Annotated in this window: 20 protein-coding genes; 8 read left to right on the plus strand and 12 right to left on the minus strand. The window is 70.4% G+C overall.

The genetic code is table 11. The features are described from left to right. Nucleotides 1-19: 19 nt before the first annotated feature. The gene (locus tag AC3ENQ_RS11200) at nucleotides 20-964 is read right to left on the minus strand and encodes an aldo/keto reductase (RefSeq protein WP_431804610.1); all 945 of its coding nucleotides are present in this window, start codon (nucleotides 962-964) and stop codon (nucleotides 20-22) included. Nucleotides 965-1041: 77 nt separating this feature from the next. Between AC3ENQ_RS11200 and AC3ENQ_RS11205 the strand changes: the two genes are divergently transcribed. After that, entirely contained in the window at nucleotides 1042-1992 is a 951-nt protein-coding gene (locus AC3ENQ_RS11205; RefSeq protein WP_431804612.1) for a DUF5996 family protein, read from the plus strand. Here the strand turns inward: AC3ENQ_RS11205 and AC3ENQ_RS11210 are convergent. After that, a complete protein-coding gene (locus AC3ENQ_RS11210; protein ID WP_431804614.1) occupies nucleotides 1985-2368 on the minus strand; it encodes a DUF4870 domain-containing protein in 384 nt (127 codons plus the stop codon). The two genes, AC3ENQ_RS11205 and AC3ENQ_RS11210, sit on opposite strands and share 8 nt — an antisense overlap. Before the next feature lie 155 nt (nucleotides 2369-2523). Here AC3ENQ_RS11210 and AC3ENQ_RS11215 point away from each other — a divergent pair, with 155 nt between their 5' ends. After that, entirely contained in the window at nucleotides 2524-3978 is a 1455-nt protein-coding gene (locus AC3ENQ_RS11215) for an SPFH domain-containing protein (RefSeq protein ID WP_431804615.1), read from the plus strand. A gap of 78 nt (nucleotides 3979-4056) precedes the next feature. Here AC3ENQ_RS11215 and AC3ENQ_RS11220 read toward each other — a convergent pair whose 3' ends face one another. The 7 genes from AC3ENQ_RS11220 to AC3ENQ_RS11250 form a co-directional block, all read right to left on the minus strand. Further along, nucleotides 4057-4887, minus strand: a complete 831-nt coding sequence (locus AC3ENQ_RS11220; RefSeq protein WP_431804616.1) for a putative periplasmic lipoprotein — start codon at nucleotides 4885-4887, stop codon at nucleotides 4057-4059. A gap of 212 nt (nucleotides 4888-5099) precedes the next feature. Beyond that, nucleotides 5100-6248 (minus strand): o-succinylbenzoate synthase, encoded by a 1149-nt coding sequence (menC, locus tag AC3ENQ_RS11225; protein WP_431804618.1) that lies wholly within the window; start codon nucleotides 6246-6248, stop codon nucleotides 5100-5102. 41 nt (nucleotides 6249-6289) lie between these two features. Continuing rightward, nucleotides 6290-6712: an organic hydroperoxide resistance protein gene (locus AC3ENQ_RS11230; RefSeq protein WP_431804620.1), complete on the minus strand. Its 423-nt coding sequence runs from the start codon at nucleotides 6710-6712 to the stop codon at nucleotides 6290-6292. Nucleotides 6713-6789: 77 nt separating this feature from the next. Next, nucleotides 6790-7245 (minus strand): MarR family winged helix-turn-helix transcriptional regulator, encoded by a 456-nt coding sequence (locus AC3ENQ_RS11235; RefSeq protein ID WP_431804622.1) that lies wholly within the window; start codon nucleotides 7243-7245, stop codon nucleotides 6790-6792. Nucleotides 7246-7297: 52 nt separating this feature from the next. Next, complete coding sequence (locus AC3ENQ_RS11240) at nucleotides 7298-7687, minus strand: hypothetical protein (RefSeq protein ID WP_431804624.1); 390 nt, start codon at nucleotides 7685-7687, stop codon at nucleotides 7298-7300. Further along, nucleotides 7684-8364: a cyclase family protein gene (locus AC3ENQ_RS11245; RefSeq protein ID WP_431804625.1), complete on the minus strand. Its 681-nt coding sequence runs from the start codon at nucleotides 8362-8364 to the stop codon at nucleotides 7684-7686. Before AC3ENQ_RS11245 ends, AC3ENQ_RS11240 begins: the two co-directional genes overlap by 4 nt. A gap of 35 nt (nucleotides 8365-8399) precedes the next feature. After that, nucleotides 8400-9131, minus strand: a complete 732-nt coding sequence (locus AC3ENQ_RS11250) for a GNAT family N-acetyltransferase (protein WP_431804627.1) — start codon at nucleotides 9129-9131, stop codon at nucleotides 8400-8402. A 76-nt stretch (nucleotides 9132-9207) separates the two neighbouring features. Between AC3ENQ_RS11250 and AC3ENQ_RS11255 the strand changes: the two genes are divergently transcribed. The 3 genes from AC3ENQ_RS11255 (at nucleotide 9208) to purU (ending at nucleotide 13008) form a co-directional block, all read left to right on the plus strand. After that, nucleotides 9208-10689 (plus strand): peptide MFS transporter, encoded by a 1482-nt coding sequence (locus tag AC3ENQ_RS11255; RefSeq protein WP_431804629.1) that lies wholly within the window; start codon nucleotides 9208-9210, stop codon nucleotides 10687-10689. Between the two features lie 99 nt (nucleotides 10690-10788). Continuing rightward, nucleotides 10789-11979, plus strand: a complete 1191-nt coding sequence (locus AC3ENQ_RS11260) for a cobalamin-independent methionine synthase II family protein (RefSeq protein ID WP_431804631.1) — start codon at nucleotides 10789-10791, stop codon at nucleotides 11977-11979. Nucleotides 11980-12126: 147 nt separating this feature from the next. Continuing rightward, nucleotides 12127-13008: a formyltetrahydrofolate deformylase gene (gene purU / locus AC3ENQ_RS11265; RefSeq protein WP_431804633.1), complete on the plus strand. Its 882-nt coding sequence runs from the start codon at nucleotides 12127-12129 to the stop codon at nucleotides 13006-13008. 197 nt (nucleotides 13009-13205) lie between these two features. Here the strand turns inward: purU and AC3ENQ_RS11270 are convergent, their stop codons facing one another. Both AC3ENQ_RS11270 and AC3ENQ_RS11275 read right to left on the minus strand, forming a co-directional pair. Beyond that, on the minus strand, nucleotides 13206-14267 hold the full coding sequence (locus AC3ENQ_RS11270; RefSeq protein ID WP_431804635.1) for a serine hydrolase: 1062 nt from the start codon (nucleotides 14265-14267) through the stop codon (nucleotides 13206-13208). Then, nucleotides 14264-16243, minus strand: coding sequence for a M13 family metallopeptidase (locus AC3ENQ_RS11275; protein WP_431804637.1), 1980 nt, complete (start codon nucleotides 16241-16243; stop codon nucleotides 14264-14266). Before AC3ENQ_RS11275 ends, AC3ENQ_RS11270 begins: the two co-directional genes overlap by 4 nt. 93 nt (nucleotides 16244-16336) lie before the next feature. Here AC3ENQ_RS11275 and AC3ENQ_RS11280 point away from each other — a divergent pair, with 93 nt between their 5' ends. From AC3ENQ_RS11280 to AC3ENQ_RS11290, 3 genes are all read left to right on the plus strand, one after another. Further along, nucleotides 16337-16585 carry a response regulator transcription factor gene (locus AC3ENQ_RS11280; protein WP_431804639.1) on the plus strand — a complete coding sequence of 83 codons (249 nt, stop codon included), beginning with the start codon at nucleotides 16337-16339 and terminating at the stop codon, nucleotides 16583-16585. 111 nt (nucleotides 16586-16696) lie between these two features. Continuing rightward, nucleotides 16697-18268 (plus strand): DUF8189 domain-containing protein, encoded by a 1572-nt coding sequence (locus tag AC3ENQ_RS11285; RefSeq protein WP_431804641.1) that lies wholly within the window; start codon nucleotides 16697-16699, stop codon nucleotides 18266-18268. A 63-nt stretch (nucleotides 18269-18331) separates the two neighbouring features. Beyond that, on the plus strand, nucleotides 18332-19042 hold the full coding sequence (locus tag AC3ENQ_RS11290) for a hypothetical protein (protein WP_431804643.1): 711 nt from the start codon (nucleotides 18332-18334) through the stop codon (nucleotides 19040-19042). A gap of 12 nt (nucleotides 19043-19054) precedes the next feature. Here the strand turns inward: AC3ENQ_RS11290 and AC3ENQ_RS11295 are convergent, their stop codons facing one another. After that, nucleotides 19055-20893, minus strand: coding sequence for a lipase family protein (locus AC3ENQ_RS11295; protein WP_431804645.1), 1839 nt, complete (start codon nucleotides 20891-20893; stop codon nucleotides 19055-19057). Nucleotides 20894-20965: the final 72 nt, after the last annotated feature.

Genomic DNA, 20965 nt, shown 5'->3' on the forward strand with positions numbered 1-20965 from the left:
CAGATGACGGGGTGCCAGATCAGGGGATGCGGTGCCCCGCGGCGCGGAAGAGCTCGTACCACTCCGGGCGGGTGAGCGGGAGGTCCGACCCCGCGGCCGCTTCTGTGACCCGTTCGGGGGTCGTGGTTCCGAGCACCACCTGCATGCCCGCGGGATGCCGGGTGATCCAGGCGGTCGCGATCGCGAGGGGCGTCACGGCGTATTGCGCCGCCAGGCGGTCGATGACGGCGTTCAGGTCGGCGTAGGCCGGCGAACCGAGGAACACCCCGGCATCCGTCCCCGACTGCAGCGGCGACCACGCCTGGATCGTGATGCTGTTCACGCGGCAGTAGTCGACGATGCCGCCGCCGTCCTCGGTGACCGCCTGCGCGAACCCGGACATGTTCGCCGCTACGCCCTGCGCGATGATCGGCGAGTGCGGGATCGACAGCTGCAGCTGGTTCGCGACGATCGGCTGGCGCACCGCCGTCCGCAGCAGATCGATCTGGCGCGGCGTGTGGTTGGAGACGCCGAAGGCGCGTACCTTGCCGCTCTGTTCGAGGTCGTCGAACGCGCGCGCGACCTCGTCGGGCTCGATGAGCGGATCGGGCCGGTGCAGCAGCAGGATGTCGAGGTAGTCGGTGTCGAGCGCCTGAAGCGAGCCCTGGACGGAGCGCACGATGTGGTCGTACGAGAAGTCGTAGTACGGGCCGTCCTTGACGATGCCGGTCTTCGACTGGATCGTGATCTCGGCACGCTCGGACGGGCTCAGCCGCATTGCTTCGGCGAACCGGCGCTCGCACGCGTGCAGCTGCGGCCCGTAGATGTCGGCGTGGTCGAAGAAGTCGATGCCGGCGTCGCGCGCGGCGCCGACGAGCGTGCGCACCTCGTCGTCGCTCGACTCGGCGATGCGCATGAGCCCGAGGACGACGTTCGGGACGGTGGAGGCGGTGGGGCCGAGGGGGACGGTGGTGACGGCAGGCATCCGTCGACTCTAATCGCGCGCGCCGGTGCGGTCGAGGCCCCTCGCGGTCCGGGCGCCCCCGTGTCAGGGTGAAGGGCATGGATGCACGTGAGGTTCGCTGGCCCGCCGCCCCCGTCGCCGACTGGGAGGACACGCGCGACACGCTGCAGTTGTGGACGCAGATGGTCGGCAAGCTCCGACTGGAGCTCACCCCGAAGGTCAACCACTGGTGGAACGTGCCGCTGTACGTGGATGCCCGGGGTCTGACCACCTCGCTCATGCCGTGCGGCGCCCACGGGCTCGAGGTGCGCTTCGACTTCTCCGGTCGCACGGAGTCGGGCGGCCACGAGCTCGTCTTCGAGCGCACCGACGGCGCGACGCGCACCATCGCCCTGCGCCCCCGCACGGTCGCCGACTTCTACGGGGAGTTCGTGGAGGCGCTCGCCGCGCTCGAGGTGCCCGCGACCATCTACCCCGTGCCGGTCGAACTCGCCGTGGCGATCCCGTTCGCCGACGACGAGACCCACGCCTCCTACGATCCCGCGGCGGTGACGCGGTTCTGGCGGACGCTGATCACGGCATCCGAGGTCATGAACGACTTCCGCGCCGAGTGGGACGGCAAGGGCAGCCCCGTCCACTTCTTCTGGGGCGCGTTCGACCTCGCGGTCTCGCGCTTCAGCGGCCGCCCCGCGCCGCAGCACCCGGGCGGCGTCCCGAACTGCCCCGACTGGGTCATGTACGAGGCGTACGACGCCGAGGTCTCCAGCGCCGGCTACTGGCCGGGCGGCGCCGACGAGGGCGCGTTCTACTCGTACACCTACCCCGAGCCCGAGGGCTTCCGCGAGCGCGATCTCGGGGTCGAGGGAGCGTACTTCGACACCGCGCTCGGCGAGTTCGTCCTCCCCTATCGCGCGGTGCGCGAGGCGGACGACCCCGACGCGCTACTCCTGGCGTTCCTCGAGGCGACGTACCGGGCGGGCGCCGAGACGGCGGGCTGGCCGCAGGCGACGGATGCCGCGACAGGTGCCGAGGGGCCCGGCGTCAGCTGACGAACGTGATGGTCGCGGGGTAGCGGTACCACTCGCCCTTGTTGGCTTTCAGCGCCGCGATGATCGAGAAGACGATGTTGAGCACCCAGATCGCGGCGAGCAGGAAGAATCCGATGACGACGATCGTCAGGATGCCTGCCACGATGCTGGCGATGAGCAGCGTGAGCTGGAAGTTGAGCGCCGTCGCGGTGTGTGCGCGCACGAACGGACCGCGGTCCTTGAAGACGAGGTAGCCGATCAGCGCCGACCAGAAGCCGAGGAAGATGCCGCCGACGTGCACGAGTGTCGCCCACATCCGCTCGTCGGCGGGATTCATCGGCTGCGGCCCCGGGGCTGCGCCGTACGGAGGCTGCGGAGGATACGGCGGGTTGGTCATGGCACCCAGCCTACGGGGATGCGGGGGCACCGGCCGGGCGCGTGTCGGGGAACCTCGATAGGGTCGAAGGACAGCTCGATCCCCCTCGACACAGCTCGACCCCTCGACAAAGCTCGACCCCTCGACAAAGCTCGACCCCTCGACAAAGGAGCCCCGTGGACGTCTTCGCCGCCGGGGGCACCATCGTGATCGTCTCGATCGCCGTGGTCGCCGCCATCATCCTGCTGATCTTCCTGCTCATCATGGTGCGGGCCTGGTACAAGGTGGCCAAGGCCGACCAGGCGCTCGTCGTCGTCGGTCGCAACCAGAAGAACGCCTCGGGAGAGTCCTCGCGCATCTCCGTCATCACCGGGGGCGGCGCCCTCGTCAACCCGCTGACGCAGCGCGCCGAGATGATCTCGCTGCGCGCGCGGCAGATCAAGATGGAGCCGACGGCCCAGGCATCCAACGGCGTCACGGTGAACGTGTCGGGCGTCGCGCTCGTGAAGATCGGCTCCGACCCCGAGTTCGTCCGTCGCGCGGCCGAGCGCTTCCTGTCGCAGGACGGTGCGATCGAGCAGTTCACGACCGAACAGCTCGAGGGCGCGCTGCGCGGCGTCGTCGCGACCCTGACCGTCGAGCAGCTCATGAAGGACCGGCAGAAGCTGTCGGACCAGATCGCCGAGGGCATCAAGAGCGACCTGCTTGCGCAGGGCCTCATCCTCGACTCGTTCCAGATCCAGGGCATCACCGACAAGAACGGCTACATCGACGCGCTGGGCGCGACCGAGGTCGAGCGGGTGCGCCGCGAGGCCGACGTCGCCCGCATCAACGCGGCCCGCGAGGTGCGCGCCCGCCAGATCGCGACCGACGAGCAGAACCTCGTCGAGCAGACCGCGTTCGACAAGAACTCCGCCGCAGCCGCCGCCGAGGTCGGTCGCGCCCGCGCCGAGGCCGAGCAGGCCGAAGCGCTCGCCCGCGCCGAGCGCGAGCAGGCCGTTCTGCTCCAGGGCGCCGAGAACAAGCAGGCTCAGCTCGACGCCGACATCAAGAAGGTCGCCGACGCGTCGCTCTACGAGCGGCAGCGGGCGGCGGATGCCGCGGCCTACAGCGAGGTCAAGGCGGCCGAGGCGCGCGCCCAGATCGCGGCGCAGGAGGCCGAGGCCACCCGCCTGCGCGCGCAGGCCGAAGCCGAGTCGGTGCGCCTCGTCGGTGAGGCGCGGGCCGCGGCGATCGAGGCCGAGGCCGAGGCGCTCTCGCGCAACCAGGAAGCTCTCCTCGCGCAGCGCGCGCTCGAGGCGCTCGTGCCGATGATGACCGAGTTCGCGCGTGGCTTCGACAAGGTCGGCTCGATCACCGTCCTCGGCGGCGAGGGCGCGTCGTCGCACATGGCGGCCGAGTCGGCGTCGAGCATGCGCGCGTCGTTCGACGCGATCGAGGCGGCGACGGGCATCGACCTGCGCCAGGTCATCCAGGGTCAGGCGACGGGGCGCGGAATCGCGCAGGGCATCCGCGAGGATGCCGCCGGCTCCGCGGCGCGAGGCGATGCGGGTGACGCGCAGGCGACCGACGCCGCCGACGCGTTCGCGGCGGCAGCCGAGCGACCGACCACTCCGCCGCCGAGCGCCTGACGACACCTCACCCGTACCCGCACCACGCCGTCACCCACGTCAGCAACCGGGCCTTCAGGTCGGGCGGTGCCGCGAGCGTCACCTGACCTGGCGTCCCGTCGACGGTGACGTCGAGGGTGAAGACGGTGCCGCGCTTGTCCTCTGCACGGCGTGCGGATCGCACCGCGCCGGCACGAGCGGCAGCGTGACCGTGGCCGCCGGGCGGGCATCGCCGGCGATGTCGATATCGAGCGCCAGGAGCCCGGCATCCACCCCGATGAAGCTCAAGAGGTTCGTCTCGCGGATGCCGGTGACCTCGAGCGCGCCCTCCTCTGATCGGGGGACGACGGAGAGCTGGAGCTCGGCGGGCTGACCCGCGGCAGACGGGGTGAAGGCGCCGAACCCGACGTCCGCCATCTCAGCGACCCGGGCCGCGGCACAGTCTCGCGCGTGGAGCGCATCGAGGAACGGGAACACCTCCGCGGCCGGGGCCGATGCCGTGCCCGCGCGCCCATCGATTTCGTAGTCGACCGTGACGGTCGAGCGCGGGGCGTTGGTCGCCGAGGCATCGCTGTCGCTCCCGCACGCGGCATCCGGCAGCTGCACCCGCACGTTCAGGGTCGCGCCCGCCGCGACGGTCGACGTGCGCTCGATGACGCGCGTCGCCGACCCCGCGAACCGCGGGTCGTCAAGGCGCACCGCGCCGATGCGGATTGTGCCGTCGGTGCCGTTCCGGATCTGGACCTGCGCCTGCCGCTCCGCGACGTCCGACCGGAGCTGGGTCACCGCGACGGTGATGCCCTGCGGCAGCGCGCCGTCGGCGGCGGTCGGCACCGGCGCGGGCGCGTCCGCAGCGCACCCTGCGAGCATCATCGCGACGAGCGCCACCCCGAGTGCGCGAGCCGTCTTCAGTCCCCCGGGACGTAGCACCCCCGATATCGGCGGTTGTCGGCCTGCACGCTGTCTCCCGGACTGAATACGCAACACCAGCTCGCCGGCACCGCCCGCGGTGGGACACAATTCAGGCAGAGTCGCCCGCCCGAGCCCCCGAAACGGCGGACGACGCCGTTCTGCCTGAGTTGTGTTCCGCTCCGCTCGCCAGACCGGCATGTGCACCGCCGCTCAGCCCCGCTCAGCGCCGCTCAGCGGCGCAGCTCGACGCGCGCGACGGTCGCATCATCGAGCGCGACGGGGTCGATCTCGACGCCGATGCCGGGCCCGGTCGGCACCCGCACGTGCCCGTCCTCGAGGACGATCGGCTCGGTCACGACGTCGCGCGTGTAGAACCTGTTCGACGCCGACACGTCGCCCGGCAGCGTGAACCCCGGGAGCGCGGCGAGTGCCGCGTTCGCCGCGCGGCCGATACCGGTCTCGAGCATTCCGCCGCACCAGACCGGTACACCGGCGTCGCGGCACAGATCATGGACGCGCACGGCCTCGAGGTAGCCGCCGACCCGGCCGGCTTTGATGTTGATCACGGATGCCGCGCGAAGCGCCAGGGCGTCGGCGGCCGCCTTCGCCGACACGATCGACTCGTCCAGACACACGGGCGTGTGCAGGCGCGCCGCGAGGGTCGCGTGGTCGACGATGTCGTCCTCTTGGAGCGGCTGCTCGATGAGAAGGAGGTCGAACCGGTCGAGCTCGGCGAGGATCTCGACGTCGGCGAGGGAGTACGCGGAATTGGCATCGACCTGCAGGGGAATCGCGCCGAAGGCATCCCGCACCGCCGCCGTGTCGACGACGTCCCGCCCGGGTTTGATCTTGATCTTGATGCGGACGTACCCCTCCTCCAGGTAGCGGCCGACCGCCTCGACGAGCGCCGCCGGATCGCGCTGGATGCCGACCGACACGCCGCTCGGGATGCGGTCACGTACGACGCCGAGATACTCCCCGAGCGGCCGCCCCTCGGCGCGGAGCGCGGCGTCGAGCACGGCGAGCTCGAGTCCGGCCTTGACCATCCGGTGCCCGACGAAGGGCTCCAGGATGCCGGAGACGTCCTCCGGCGCGAGGGTCCCGGCATCCGGACTCCCGGCATTCAGCAGCGCCGGCACGAGAAAGCGCTGCGCGACGTCCCACGCGCCCTGCGTGTACTCGCTCGAGTACAGCGGTGCCTGCTGGGTGACGATCTCGCCCCAGCCGTCGCCGCCCGCCGTTCGCGCGCGGACGACGATCACCTCGCGCTCGGTCTCGGTGCCGAACGATGTCGTGAACGGCGAGACGAGCGGAAGGTGCAGGACGCGCAACTCGACCGCCTCGAGGCGGACCGGGGCGGCGGGGCGGGCGATCGGCATGGGGTCAGGCTACGCCGGGAGTCGCGGCGTTACGACGCTCGTCAGTCGTCGACGACGGTGACCGTGACGTCGATGTTGCCGCGCGTCGCGTTCGAGTAGGGGCACACCTGGTGCGCCGCGTCGGCGAGCTGCTGCGCGACGGCGGGGTCGACCTCGGGGATGTTGACCTCGAGCTCCACGGCGAGCCCGAATCCGCCCTGACCGTTCGACCCGATGCCGACGCGCGAACCGACGGTCGATCCGTCGATGGCGACCTTCTGCGCGCGGGCGACGGCCTGGAGTGCGCTGTGGAAGCACGCGGCGTAGCCGGCGGCGAACAGCAGCTCCGGGTTCGGGGCGCCCCCGGCGCCGCCCATCTCCTTGGGTACGCGCACGTCCGTGTCGAGGATGCCGTCCGCCGTGCGGACGTGGCCGTTGCGGCCGTCTCCGGTGGCGAGTGCTTCGGCGGTGTAGACGATGTCCATGGGGATGATTCCTTTCGATGGGGGACTTTCGACGGCGACCTGGCCGCCCGCGGTGTGCGGCAGCAGGATGCCGCGGCTCAGGCGGCCGTGCGCAGCTGCGCGGCGAGCGCGCGCATGTTCTCGGTGATGGCGCCGAGACGCTCGAGCAGGTCGCGGGGGTGGCCCGTTCCGTCGAGAAAGGCGCGCACGAGGCATCCGGCGGCCTCGCGCACGGCGGCGAGCGTCGCACGACCCTCACTCGTAAGCGCGACCCGGACGACGCGCTCGTCGACAGTGTCGCGGCGGCGGGAAGCGAATCCGCGCGCCTCGAGGCGGCGCAACAGCGGCGAGAGCGTCCCGGAGTCGAGGTGCATCTCGTCGCCGAGATCCGACACGGTGCGACCGCCGGCATCGTCCGCGGCCAAGACGACCATCGCGAGGTACTGCGGGTAGGTGAGGCCCCACGGCTTCAGCACCTCGCGGTACGCCTGCGTCGTCGCGTGCGAGGCGGTATACATCGCGAAGCAGACGTAATCGTCGATCTCCGAGGTCATGACTTCATGGTTGCACGCAATTGAATTGCGCACAACCTTTCCGATGCGCGTCTCAGAGTGCGTACGCGTCGGGGTCGTCGGGCCGGGGCGCGCGCAGCGCCGCCGGAAGCGGCCACGGCAGCGTGACCCGCTCGGTCGGACGGCTGACGTCGCCGAAATCCTCGGCCTTGACGACGATGCGCTCGGGTGTCACCTCGAGCAGCCGCACGCGGAGGGGCACCGCGCCCTCGCGCTCGAGCACCCACGGGTCGGCGAGGTACGCGAGACCGCGGCGCTCGATCGCGTCTTCGGCATCCAGCCATTCGGCATCCGCCACGACCTCGCGTCCGAGCAGGTCGAGCGCCCGCCACCGCTCGCCGTCGGGCAGGATCCAGCCGACGAGCTCACCGTCTCCCCGCCGGTGCGGCGTCGCGCCGTCGAGGGTCCCACCCGCCGCGCTCACGGCACCTGCGCGAACGCCCGCACCGGGAACGTCCCGAAGCCTTCGACGGCGGGCGGGGCGGCGGTGAACAGAGCGCCCGAGGCGGGCAGGTCGCCGAGCCGGGTGAGGTGCTCGACCACATGCACGCCGGCGCCGAGCAGCAGCGTGTGCGCGGGACGTTCGCCGCCCGACTCGGTGTCGTCGATGTTCACGGAGTCGATGCCCACGAGCGTCGCGCCGTCATCGATCAGTCGCCGGGCGCCCTCGGCTGTGAGGAACGGCGCGCCGCGGCCGTACTCCGGGGCGCCGAAGTGTCGGTCCCACCCCGTGTGGATCAGCACAGCGGCGCCCTGGAGGTCGCGGTCCGCGAACGCCTCGGGCCCGATGCCGCGGCGCTCGGCGGTCCAGGCCTCGGTCAGGTGGAACACCTCCGCCCGCAGTCCGACGAGCGTCGAGAGGTCGAGCCCGGCGAGGTCGGGCCCGTCGAGGTAGCGGTGGAAGGGGGAGTCGAGGTACGTGCCGGTGTTGCCGATCATCGTGATGACGTCCATCGCGAACTCGGTGCCGGGCGCGTACGTCGCGCGAGAATTCTCGCGCGTGAGGAACGGCGTGATCTCGGGGGCCGGGAGCCCGGGGTACGTCACGAGCCCGGCGCGGATCGGGTGGCTGAGGTCGACGACGGAAAGAGGTGCGGTCACGGGGTCAGCCTAGGGTCGCGGCCGGCGCTCCGCGCTCAGCGCCTCCCGAAGAGGTACCCGCGCGCATCGTCGAACCCGACGACGGCGAACCCGTCCTCGTGCAGCCCGAGGAACGCATCGCGCACCCGGTAGCGCCACTCGAGCGCTTCTGCGGGGTCGGTCAGGCGCAGGGTCTCGATGTCGGGCGGCACGGCGACCGTGGTCACGACGTCCTCTTCGCGAGGTGAGCGCGCGGGGGCGGCGAGCGCCCACGAGACCATCAGCCGGTCGGTCTCATCGCCGCGATTGACGGCGTCGTCCATCGGTCCGTACTGATCGACCAGATACTCGGTGACGCGCGCGCCCAGCACCCGCAGATTGAAGTGCGCGTTGCGGGCGACGAGCGGATCGAACGTCCACGTGATGTGCCCCACCGACCGCGCGAACGCCCAGTCGCGCTGATGCTGCTTGAGCAGTCGCCCGAGTCCCTGCGAGCGGTGACCCGCCAGCACCCCGGTCACGTGCGAGTGCATGGACCGTTGGGCAGGTTCGGCGAAGAAGGCGACGGATGCCCCGATCATCCGCTCCTCGCCGCCCGCGGCATCGGCGGCGTAGAGGCCGACCGCGTAGTTGCCCGAGTGCGCGAGCGCGCGGATGAGGTTCGGCGGCATCCCACCCCGCTCGCCCCACACGTCGTCGAGGACCGCCGCAGCGGCGAAGACCTCCTCGACGGTCTCGAGGGGGCGGATCGTGACTCCGATCGGGGTCTGCACGTCGTCGTCGGCCATAGCGCCACCCTAGGCCCCGTCCATCCGCGGCGCCGAACACGCATGCCCGAGCGCGGGCGCGAGTACTCTCGTCGGCATGAGTTCCCGCAATCCCGTGGCACCCACCCCTGAATCCGAGGGCGACAGCGACACCCGATTCTTCGGGCAGCCCCGCGCACTCGCCAACATCTTCGGCGTCGAGATGTGGGAGCGCTTCAGCTTCTACGGCATGCAGGGGATCCTGCTCATCTACCTGTACTACTCGGTGACCGACGGCGGCCTCGGCATGGACCGCGGCATCGCCGGCGGCATCGTCGGCGCCTACGGCGGCGCGGTCTATCTTTCGACGATCCTCGGCGCATGGGTCGCCGACCGCATCCTCGGCCCCGAGAAGGTGCTGTTCTCCAGCGCGATCGTCATCATGTGCGGCCACATCGCGCTCGCCCTCCTCCCCGGATTTCTCGGCGTCGGCGTCGGTCTCGTCCTCGTCGCGGTGGGATCCGGTGGTCTCAAGGCCACGGCGACGAGCCTCGTCGGCATGCTCTATTCCGCCGACGATCCGCGCAGGGATGCCGGATTCTCGCTCTTCTACCTCGGCATCAACCTCGGCGCGTTCGCCGGCCCGCTTCTGACGGGCCTCCTGCAGTCGACCCTCGGGTTCCACTGGGGCTTCGGGCTCGCCGCGGTCGGCATGGCCCTCGGTCTCACCCAGTACGCGTTCGGACGGAAGAACCTGCCGGCCGAGGCATCCCACGTGCCCAACCCGCTCCCGAAGAGCCGCTATCCCCTGATGACCGGGGTCGCGGTGGCGGGGATCGCGGTCATCGTGCTGCTCATCGCGATCGGCGTCATCCGCGCCGACAACCTCGCGATCGTCGTCATCGTCGTCGTCATCGCCGCGGCGATCGCGTACTTCGTCGTCATCCTCTCGAGCCGCCGCATCACCGGCGTCGAGCGGAGCCGCGTCTGGGGCTTCCTGCCGCTGTTCATCACGTCGGTCGCCTTCTGGTCGCTGTATCAGCAGCAGTTCACGGTGCTCACCGTCTACTCCGACAAGCGCCTCGACCGGAACCTCTTCGGCTGGGAGATGCCGGTGTCGTGGGTGAACTCCATCAACCCGATCTTCATCATCATCCTCTCGGGCGTCTTCGCCGCGATCTGGACGAAGCTCGGCACTCGCCAGCCCTCGACGCCGGTGAAGTTCGGATTGGCGACGATCGTCATGGGCGTCGCGTTCCTCCTGTTCCTGCCCTTCGCCGGCGGCGGCGAGAACTCGACGCCGCTGATTGCGATCGTCGGCATCCTGTTCGTCTTCACCGTCGCCGAGCTGCTCCTCTCGCCGGTCGGGCTCTCGGTCACGACGAAGCTCGCGCCCGACGTCTTCCACACGCAGATGGTGGCGCTCTTCTTCCTCTCCGTGTCGCTCGGCACGGCGATCGCCGGAGAGCTGTCGAAGGTGTACGACCCCGACAACGAGGTGCCGTACTTCCTCACCCTCGGTGCCGTCGCGATCGTCATCGGCATCCTGCTGCTCGTGTCGGTGAAGCCGGTGCTGAAGCTCATGCGCGGCGTGCGCTGACCGTCGCGGAGCGTCATACGACGTGAGCCGCGAGGGGCGCGGTCGTAGGCTGAACGCGCCCGTCGCGTCCGTCCAAGTCGTGTCCGTCGAAGGAGAGTCATGCCCATCGCCACCACCACCTCGGGGAGCCTCCCGCGCACCCCCGCGCTCATCGAGGCGAACGCCGCACGGCCCGTCGCCGACGACGGCTTCACGCTGCTGTCGACCCCCGGGGTGGACGCGCTGACGACGACCGCGGTGGCCGATGTCGTACAGCGGCAGCGGGATGCCGGGATCACCCTCGTCGGCGACGGCGAGTTCGGCAAGGCGATGTCGAACCCGGTCGACTACGGCGCCTGGTGGGGCTACTCGTTCCAGCGGGTCGGCGGGCTCTCGCTCACCGAGGTCAACGCGTTCACAGAGCCGCCCGTGGCGTCCTCTCCCGGCGACGTGCGCCTGACGAGCTTCCTCGACCGCCGCGACCGACAACGCTTCCCCGCCGTCTATGCCGAGGCGGTCGAGACCGGCACGGGGGCGACCGCGTTTCCGACGACGACCGGCCCGCTCGTGTACCGCGGGCAGGATGCCGTGGCCTCCGACATCCGCAACCTGCAGGCTGCGCTGAAGCCGGGAGAGCAGGGCTTCCTCACCGCGATCGCCCCGGGTTCCGCCTCGCGTGTGCGCAACGACTACTACGCGAGCGACGAGGAGCACATCTTCGCGTGGGCCGACGCGCTCCGCGAAGAGTACCGGGCGATCGTCGAGGCGGGACTCATCCTGCAGCTCGACGACCCGTCGCTCGCCGAGAACTTCGACCAGATCAGCCCCGAGCCCTCGATCGCCGACTACCAGGCGTTCACCAAGATCCGGGTCGACGCGATCAACCACGCGATCGCAGGACTGCCGAAGGATCAGATCCGCCTGCACGTGTGCTGGGGATCGTGGCACGGCCCGCACACGACCGATGTGGCGCTCGCCGACATCCTGCCGGTCGTGCTGACCGCGAATGTCGGGGCGATCTCGTTCGAAGCGGGAAACGTCCGTCACGAACACGAAGCGGGGGCGTGGGCGGATGCCGCGGCCTCCGGCATCCTGCCCGACGACGTCGTCCTGGTGCCCGGTGTCGTCAGCCACGCGACCAACGTCGTCGAGCATCCCGAGCTGGTCGCTCAGCGTCTGCGCCGCTACGTCGACATCGTCGGAGCGGACCGCGTGGTCGGCTCGACCGACTGCGGCCTCGGCGGGCGCATCCACCCCGACATCGCGTGGGCGAAGCTCGAGGCCCTGGGCGAGGGCGCCCGCCGCGTCTGACGCGCGCTCTGTCCGCCCTCCCCCTTTCTCACCTCCCCTCAACCTCGCCCCCACCACGCCTCAACCTCCCCTCGCCACCCCGCGAAAGGTCGTAACCGGCGGACGGCGGATGCCGTGACCGGGCGCGCGCTGGGGCAGAATCGAAGGATGACCCCGGTCCATCACCCTCAGCTTCCCGCCGACCACGCGTGCCTCATCGTGCACGGCAGCGACAAGCCCGGGATCGTCGCCGCCGTCTCGGCGATGATCACCCGCATCGGCGGAAACATCGTGGCGTTCGACCAGTTCTCCGACGACCACCGCGGCGGCGCGTACTTCCAGCGCGTCGTGTTCCACCGCCCCGACTTCGCCGCGGACCGGCCGAGCATCGAGGCGGAGATCGGGCGGACGCTCGCCGACTTCGAGCTCGAGTGGGAGCTCACCGACCAGTCGGTGCCCAAGCGCATGGCGATCCTCGCGTCGAAGCAGGACCACTGCCTGCTCGACCTCCTCTGGCGGCACCGCCGCGGCGATCTGCCCGTGACGATCCCGATGGTGATCTCGAACCACACCACCACCGCCGAGGACGTGCGGAGCTTCGGCGTCCCGTTCTTCCACGTGCCGTCGGTCGCGGGGCCCGACAAGTCGGCATCCGAGGAGGAGATCCTGAAGCTGCTCGTCGGCAACGTCGACTTCGTGGTGCTGGCGCGCTACATGCAGATCCTCTCGCCCGAGTTCCTCGACCGCCTCGGGGTTCCGGTCATCAACATCCACCACTCGTTCCTGCCCGCGTTCATCGGCGCCGAGCCGTACAAGAAGGCGAAGGAGCGCGGGGTGAAGCTCATCGGTGCGACCTCGCACTACGTCACCGGCGACCTCGACGAGGGGCCGATCATCGAGCAGGACACCGTGCGCGTCACCCACGCCGAGTCCGCCGCCGAGCTCGCCCGCCGCGGCGCCGACGTCGAGCGCCAGGTGCTCTCGCGGGCCGTGCTGTGGCACGCCGAAGACCGCGTCATCCGCCACGGCAACCACACCATCGTCTTCTAAGCGCCCGTCTTCTCAGCGCCGCCGGGTCGCGCGCCGCATCCCCCCGCGAGACCGCGCGTTCTCGACGAAACCCGCCCAAACGACACCCGGTCTCGTCGAGAAGACAGGGTCTCGGGGGATGGCTGACGGCGCGCCACGCCGCGGGCGCGCGCGGGGGGGCGCGGGCGCGGTCGCGCGCGCGGGCGCGCGGCGGCGGGTCAGAACACGTACTCCATGAGGTCCGAGCCCAGGGCGCGGAAGGCATCGTGCGCGCGCAGACGGTGCGCGATCGACAGGTCGTCGAAGCCGACGAGCAGGGCGTAGGCAGCGCCGCCGCGCGGGCCGGCGAGCACGCCCGCCTCGGCACGGATGCCGTCGGCGCGGCCGGTCTTGTTGACGAAGAGCATCCGGTGCCGGTCGTCTTCGTGCGCGAACGGATCGAGTGCGGTCGCAGCGCCGACGAGGGCGAGGTCCTGGTTGAGGTTCAACCACTCGCCGACCTGCGCGCTCACGGCGGGAGACACGACCCGCGCGTTCACGAGCGCGGCGAAGAGCGCGGCGAGTTCCCCCGCCGACGAGATCGCGACCTGCGGGGCGTCGTCGGGCCCGCGCACATCGCGGAACCGGTCGAGCATCGCCGTCTTCTCGAGCCCGATGTCATCCATCCGCGAACGCACGGCGTCGAGCCCGACGCGGCGCACGAGCGCGTTCGCGGCCGCGGCGTCGGACGCCGCAGCCGCCAGCACCGCCAGGTCCACCACCGGAAGCGCCGGAGCCTTCAGATGCTGCCACAGTCCCCCGACCGCGACCGGCTCGACCGACCCCCGGTCGAGGATCTCGAACGGGTCGAGCTGGCCGAACTCGATCTGCGCGGCGACCTCGATGAGCAGCGGCACGACGCCGATGCCGCCGACCGGCAGCGTCAGGTGCTCGTCGCCGCTCAGCACCTCTTCGCCACTGTCGAGGTCGGTGACCTGCACCGACACCTGCGCACCGGCCGCCGACAGCACATCGAGCGCCTTCAGCGTGCCGATGAACGAGCGCTGACGTAGCGATGCCCGCCGCGGCAGTGTCCGCTCGCCGGCTGCCGCTCGGCGCGTCGTGGGGGCGGATGCCGCCGACGCGGCCGCCTCGCGCGCCGCGCGCCGCGGCGAACCATCCGCCGCCGCAGCTGCCGAACCACCCGACGCCGCACCACCAGAACCACCCGACGCCGCACCACCGGCGGGATCGCGCTGCTCCCCCGCCGCGCCGCGACGGGTCCGAGGACTCTCGGTCACCAGATCGTCACACGCTGATCGGCGTCGAGCCAGAGCGCGTCGCCTTCACCGACCTCGAACGCGTCGTAGAACTCGTCGATGTTGCGCACGATCTGGTTGCAGCGGAACTCGTTCGGCGAGTGCGGGTCGATCGTGAGGAGGCGGATGGTCTCGGCATCCCGTCCCTTCTGCTGCCAGATCTGCGCCCAGCTCAGCAGCAGGCGCTGGATGCCGGTGAACCCGTCGATCACGGGCCCGTCGCCCTCCTCACCCGTCGCGGCGAGGTGCAGGCGGTAGGCCTTGATCGCGATGCCGAGCCCGCCGAGGTCGCCGATGTTCTCGCCGATCGTGAGGGCACCGTTGACGTGGTGGTCCTCCGACAGGCCCTGGGGGACGAGCGCGTCGTACTGCGCGATGAGGGCGCTCGTGCGCTCCTCGAACGCGGCGCGGTCATCGTCGGTCCACCAGTCGCGAAGCGCCCCGGTGCCGTCGAAGGCCGACCCCTGATCGTCGAACCCGTGGCCGATCTCGTGGCCGATGACGGCGCCGATGCCGCCGTAGTTCGCGGCGGCATCGCGCTCGGTCTCGAAGAACGGGTACTGCAGGATCGCCGCGGGGAAGACGATCTCGTTCATGAGCGGGTTGTAGTACGCGTTGACGGTCTGCGGCGTCATGTACCACTCGTCGCGGTCGATCGGGCCGCCGAGCTTGGCGAGCTGGCGGTCGTGCTCCCACGCGTTCGCGCGCAGGACGTTGCCGATGAGGTCGGCGGCGTCGACCTCGAGCGCCGAGTAGTCCTTCCAAGTCGTCGGAAAACCGACCTTCGGGGTGAACGCCGCGAGCTTCTCGAGGGCGCGCTCGCGGGTCTCGGGGGTCATCCACTCGAGCGTGGAGATCGACTGCCGGTAGGCCTCGATGAGATTGGCGACGAGCTCGTCCATCTCGTCCTTCGCGGCGGGCGGGAAGTGCTGCTCGACGTAGACCTTGCCGACGGCCTCGCCCATCGCCGCCTCGACGAAACTCACCCCGCGCTTCCACCGCTCGCGGTTGACGGGCACGCCGGAGAGCTCCGTGCCGTAGAACGCGAAGTTCGCGTCGACGAAGTCGCTCGACAGGAACGCCGCCGACGCGCGAGTGAGGTGCAGCCGCAGCCACGCCTTCCAGTCGTCGAGGCGCTCATCGACGAGAAGCCCGCCGAGGCCGGCGAGCGCGCTCGGCTGGTTGACGTTGATCTCGGCGAATCCCGTCTGGTGGCCGGGCGCGACGGCATCCAACCACGGGTCGAGATCGACCCCGACGAGGGCTTCGACATCGTCCCACGTCATGAGGTTGTAGGTCGCGACGGCGTCGCGGGTGCGGACGTTGTCCCAGTGATGGCTGGCGATCTCGGTCTCGAGAGCGAGGATCCTGTCGGCCTGCGCCGCGGGCTCCGCGACCCCGGCGAGGCCGAGCACGGTGGTCGCGTACTCGCGGAACGCGGTGCGGGTGGCGTCGAAGTTCTCCAGCCGGTAGTAGCTCTCGTCGGGCAGCGACAGGCCCGACTGCACGAAGAAGACGACGTACCGCTCCGGGTTGCCGGGATCGGGCTCGATGTAGGTGCCGATCATGCCGCCGACGCCCTCGCGCTCCAGCTCGCCGACGGTGCGCAGGAGCGTCGGGATCGAGTCGATCGCGTCGACCCGCGCCAGCTGGTCGCGCAGCGGCGCCGCCCCGAGCGCCTCGATCCGCTCCGTGTCCATGAAGCTCGTGTAGAGGTCGCCGATCTTCCGCGCCTCGGTGCCGGGCTCCGCGGTCGTCGACTCCTCGACGATCGCGCGGACATCCTTCTCGGCCTGCTCGGCGATGAGGTGGAACGACCCCCACCGCGCTTTGTCCTCGGGGATCTCGGTGCGCTCCAGCCAGGCACCGTTGACGTGCCGGAAGAGGTCGTCCTGGGGGCGGATCTGGGCGCTCAACTCGGACAGCTCGATACCCGAGCGGGGAGGGTTCTCGGTCATGCATCCACCATAATCCGCGGCCGCTCGGGCGTCGTCCGGATCGGCGCCGTCACCCTCGACGCGCGTGCGCGGCGGTGCCATCATTGTCCTGCAATGTCCGCCCGGGGGAGCGGAGGGGCGTGGGCGGACCTCGCGGGACTGTCCGCGCGCGAGCGCGATGTCGTGGAGCACGTTTTGCGCGGGATGACGACCCAGCAGATCGCCGCGCAGCTCCGCCTCTCTCCCTACACGGTTCAGGATCATCTGAAAGCCGTCTTCCGCAAGACCGGTCTCCCCTCCCGCCGGCAGCTCGTCGCCGCGCTGAGCCACGCGTCCACCGAAGCGCCTTCGCTCCCCGCGTGAGGGAGCCACGTCGAACCGTCGCGAAGAAATCCCCCTGATCTGGGATACCGGACGTCCGCCCCGGCGGGGATCCTTGACTCGCACGCTGCGACGACAGACGGAGGAACCCCCATGAGTGGTGTCGACATCACGATCGACGTGAAGAAGGTCGGCCACCTGATCGGACCGCTCCGAGAGACGTGGCGCATCGACTTCCAGCGGCTTCGCATCGTCAAAGCTCAGGAGAGTTCGGGCGACGAGCCGTACTTCGCCACGATCGGCTTCCGCTCCCGGCTCATGACGAGAGGGTCGACGAGGGTGGCCTGGTCGCGAATCATCGACGGCTCGTGGGCGGAGAACTCCAAAAGCTCCACCGAGCGCTCGATCCCGCCTCGTCAGGGGTGCGTTCGCTTTCCGGATGTGGTCCGGGTACGCACGCTCGCAGACGGGCTGCCTGAGATCATCGGGGTCGTCTTCGTCAGCCTCGAACAGGATGCCACCCCCTCCGGCGACATGAAGATGTTGCTCGATCGGGTGGCAGCTCAGCTCGAGACCGAAGTCGCCGCACTCGTCGAGAACATCACGGTGGGCGCCGACCCGGAAGAACTCAAGAAGAAGGTGGCGGAGGCCGTCGCCCGCGTATCGGCGGCCGTGATTCCCAGCGTGAGCGAGAAGGTGGGGATCCTTCTCTCCTCCTGGGGCGACGTGGACGATCTGACCGGTCTTTCCGTGCACGTCTACGCCGCTGTCGGCGAGGGCATCGGGGGGACGGGATTCCCGCGCCTCGCCGACGGATCGCTCATCGAAAGGCACAGGCAGGACTCGCAGGACTATCTCATCGAGGGGTACGTCAGCCGTGAAGGCAGAGCCGGTTGGGAGAGCCTGGACAGGACGACGACGAGCGCACCCTCCGTCTGCTCATGGGGAGCGGGACGTCTCGACGTCTTTTCGCGCGGGAAGGATGGGGCGCTGCAGCATCGCGCGAAAGACGGCGCGCAGTGGCACCGGTGGGAGAACCTCGGTGAACGCCTCGCGTCAGAACCGGCCGCCGCTTCGTGGGGCCCGGGACGGATCGACATCGTCGCGCTCGGCGAGGATCGATCCGTGCGTCACCTGTGGTTCGAGAACCAGTGGCAGCCGTGGGAGTCGCTCGGCGGGGCGACCGGCAACGCTCCGGCGCTGTGCAGTTGGGGACCGGGCCGACTCGACGTGTTCATCCGCACCGATGCCGGCACCCTCGGGCAGAAGTACTTCGACGGAGGGTGGAGCGGGTGGGGCGAACTCGACAGCACCCAGATCTATGACCCCACCGCGGCGTCCACGAGGTTCGGCAGGATCGACCTCGTGGCCCGCACTCTGCAAGGCACCCTCGTGCACAAGTGGTTCGACAGTGGGTGGAGCGCATGGACGCGTATCGACCACACGGCGACGCGGTTCGCGCTGTTCGCGGCGGGACCGAGCGATCTGCGACTGCTCCTGCTCGACAGCGACGAGAACCTCTCCATCGCATCCTTCGACGGCCGGACATGGACGGGGTCGCAAAGACTCGGATCCGGTCTGTATTGGGGCGCCGCGGGCACACGCTGCGGGCGAGACCTCCACGTCGTCTCCGGGACCGTCGCCAACGATCTGGTCCACGCGACCGCGAAATCCCGCTTCGGACTCGGCCGACGCAGTGGGACACACTGCGCGCCGGCGCCGTGACGGTCGATCGCGCCTGAGTGCTCACGGACGACCCGCGTGCTCGCGGACAGAGAGGACCCTGCCATGATGCGATACATCGCGCTCGCCGTGTCGAGCACCTCCTACCTCCGTTGCACGGGCGGGTCGATCGCCGATTTCGACGGTGAGGGGATCGGGCGCGAGACCATCTGGCTGAGAGAGGTCGTCGACGACCATCGCGTCCGTCTGCGGAACCTCGCGCACGGGGGCTACCTGGGATCGCCCGCCGACCCGTCCCGATGGTCGAGCAGTTGCCGCATGCTGCGACACGACGACCCGGCGACCATCTGGACGGAGGTGGCGCCCACCGGCGAGCACTTCAGCTACGAGACGGCCGGGGGTCGGTTTCTCACCGCGTCTCCGTGGATCGGCTACGGCAAGTCGGATGGGCAGTCGGGCGTCTACGCCACGACCCGATCGACAGAGTTGATCGGAGTGGACAGGACGGCGGACGGCAGGGTCTCCGCAGGCGACGCGACCTCGATGTTCCTGTCCTACGTGCCGCCGGACGCACTGCTGCCGTGGCCGGGGAACGGGCGCGGGTCGGTCGAAGAGTACATCGCGCGCCACTCGGGCGGAGTGCGGGGACTCCTGTACAGCGCGCTCGACCGAGCGGGGCGTGAGAAGCTCGCCCGCGAGATGCAGCTGACGATCGAACCCGACGTCACACTCTCCCCCGAGGCGCTGAAGAACCTGACGTCGCTGAAGAAGCGTCCCCCGACGACGCAGGCTCGGCCCACCTTCCCGCCGCAGTGAGCGCGTCCCGCCTCAGCGCGGCACGTCGGTCGTGGAGCACCGCGGGGCGGATGCCTCGTACTCGCCCGCGAACCGGGCCTTCGTCCACTCGATCGCGTCCTTCACCATCGGCGAGTAGTTCTCCATCACCTCCGCGTGCTCGTACCCCGCGTAGCGGCGGTAATCGATGCGCTGTCCCGCGTCGCAGACGCGCTGTGCGTAGGCATCCTGCGTCGCGATCGGGATGATCGAGTCGCCCCCACCCTGCCCGAGGAACAGCGGCGGGCCGATCGTGGTGGGCGCGACGTTCTCGCGCAGATGCGTGCCGAGGGGTCCGTACGAGGGGTCGGTGGAGAAGAGCTCGGGGTCGATGCTCGTCCCCACCACGGCGAGGATCGACAGCGCCATGTCGGGATCGGTGAGGCACCGTTCGGACATCGCCCGCATGACGGGTTGCAGGCCGGGACGGATGTACCGGGCGTAGGTGATGTCGGGGTAGATGTCGGAGAACGCCTCGAACGCGTACGACGCGAAGACGAGCCCGCCCGTCACGTCCGAGACGTGGTCGACGAGCGCCGGCGGGTCGCTCGCCGCGGCGAAGGCCGCAACGCCGCGGATCCACACATCGGGGGCGTACTCACGCGCGAGGGCCCCCGTCCACAGCGCCGCGCCGCCGCCCTGCGAGTGCCCCCAGACGACGGTGCTCGGGCCGAGGTTCGCCTCGTCGAGCTGCCGCGCCGCGCGGACCGCGTCGAGCGAGGCGTACGCGCTCGCGGGGCCCAACAGGTACGGGTGCGGACCCTCGGTGCCGAGGCCGATGTAGTCGGTCGCGACGATCGCCCACCCCTCGGCGATGAGCTTCTTGACGGGGTACAGGCCTCCCGACCAGAACGGGCGCTCCTGCGCCGACGGCGCGCAGTGGCGGGCGTAGCCCGTCGTCCCGTGGTCCCAGTCGATCACCGGCCACGGGCGGTCGGGGTCGCCGCCGGTCGGGACGACGACGAGACCGCTCGCGACGCGGATCTTCCCGTCGAGACCCGTCGTCGTGTAGAGGATGCGCCAGCCCTCGGCATCCTGCGGCACTTCGCGGGTGAACGGCTCGGCACGCAGCAGCTGCCCCGGTTCATTCGGCACCGAGCGCGGCGCCGTGTAGAACTCGCCGACCGACGTCACGCTCTCGCGCAGCGGCGCCGTGACGATCACCGCGGCGACGGCGACCGCGACCGACAGGCCGGCGCCGACGAGCCGCCCCCAGCGCACGCGGTGAGGACGGTCTTCGCGCTCGTCGTCGCTCGTCGCGCCGCGGCGCATCAGAGCGCGGACACTCTTCCACAGCTCGGTGAGGCCGCGGATGATCAGCCACGCCCCGAAGACGATTGCGACGACGAGGAGCGTGATGTCCGGCCAGCCCAGGGCGAGGATGCCGAAGATGATGCCGGTGAGGCCGAATGCGGCATCCGACACGCGTTCGTCCCACGCGCGGTTCGGGAGCAGGGCCGATCCGAGCCCCGCGGCGCCGTTGACGATCAGAAGGATGCCGGTGATCACAGCGAGCGCGCGGACCGTCAGGCCCGGCCACGCGAAGACGACGATGCCGAGCACGATCCAGCCGACCGGTAACGCGAGGCGCGCGATGCGGCGCGGCTTCGAGAGCCCCGAGATGTCGGGCATCTCGATGAGGTCGATGATCCCGGTGAGCACCATGCCGGCACCGACGAGGATGGCGAGCGCGTCGAGCGCCGTCGTCGGACGCAGGAACACGACCGCACCGAGGGCGATCGACGCGACGGCGAACGCGATGCGCAGCCACACGGGCGTCTTCCGCAGGAAGCGCGCGACCGCGAGGCGACTCACGATGCCGGTGCGTGCCATCGTCACAGCGTACGAGACCCTCCGGTGGGAGAGCGGTGAACGCGGAGGGGGTTGCGCTCCGCACCATCCCCC

This window comes from Microbacterium sp. bgisy203, assembly GCF_057706945.1.

Excerpts from the sequence above, each read along its gene's own strand:
- AC3ENQ_RS11200 (WP_431804610.1), bottom strand. The coding sequence starts at position 964 with ATGCCTGCCGTCACCACCGTCCCCCTCGGCCCCACCGCCTCCACCGTC.
- AC3ENQ_RS11205 (WP_431804612.1), top strand. The coding sequence starts at position 1,042 with ATGGATGCACGTGAGGTTCGCTGGCCCGCCGCCCCCGTCGCCGACTGG.
- AC3ENQ_RS11210 (WP_431804614.1), bottom strand. The coding sequence starts at position 2,368 with ATGACCAACCCGCCGTATCCTCCGCAGCCTCCGTACGGCGCAGCCCCG.
- menC (WP_431804618.1), bottom strand. The coding sequence starts at position 6,248 with ATGCCGATCGCCCGCCCCGCCGCCCCGGTCCGCCTCGAGGCGGTCGAG.
- AC3ENQ_RS11230 (WP_431804620.1), bottom strand. The coding sequence starts at position 6,712 with ATGGACATCGTCTACACCGCCGAAGCACTCGCCACCGGAGACGGCCGC.
- AC3ENQ_RS11235 (WP_431804622.1), bottom strand. The coding sequence starts at position 7,245 with ATGACCTCGGAGATCGACGATTACGTCTGCTTCGCGATGTATACCGCC.
- AC3ENQ_RS11250 (WP_431804627.1), bottom strand. The coding sequence starts at position 9,131 with ATGGCCGACGACGACGTGCAGACCCCGATCGGAGTCACGATCCGCCCC.
- AC3ENQ_RS11255 (WP_431804629.1), top strand. The coding sequence starts at position 9,208 with ATGAGTTCCCGCAATCCCGTGGCACCCACCCCTGAATCCGAGGGCGAC.
- AC3ENQ_RS11260 (WP_431804631.1), top strand. The coding sequence starts at position 10,789 with ATGCCCATCGCCACCACCACCTCGGGGAGCCTCCCGCGCACCCCCGCG.
- purU (WP_431804633.1), top strand. The coding sequence starts at position 12,127 with ATGACCCCGGTCCATCACCCTCAGCTTCCCGCCGACCACGCGTGCCTC.
- AC3ENQ_RS11275 (WP_431804637.1), bottom strand. The coding sequence starts at position 16,243 with ATGACCGAGAACCCTCCCCGCTCGGGTATCGAGCTGTCCGAGTTGAGC.
- AC3ENQ_RS11280 (WP_431804639.1), top strand. The coding sequence starts at position 16,337 with ATGTCCGCCCGGGGGAGCGGAGGGGCGTGGGCGGACCTCGCGGGACTG.
- AC3ENQ_RS11285 (WP_431804641.1), top strand. The coding sequence starts at position 16,697 with ATGAGTGGTGTCGACATCACGATCGACGTGAAGAAGGTCGGCCACCTG.
- AC3ENQ_RS11290 (WP_431804643.1), top strand. The coding sequence starts at position 18,332 with ATGATGCGATACATCGCGCTCGCCGTGTCGAGCACCTCCTACCTCCGT.
- AC3ENQ_RS11295 (WP_431804645.1), bottom strand. The coding sequence starts at position 20,893 with ATGGCACGCACCGGCATCGTGAGTCGCCTCGCGGTCGCGCGCTTCCTG.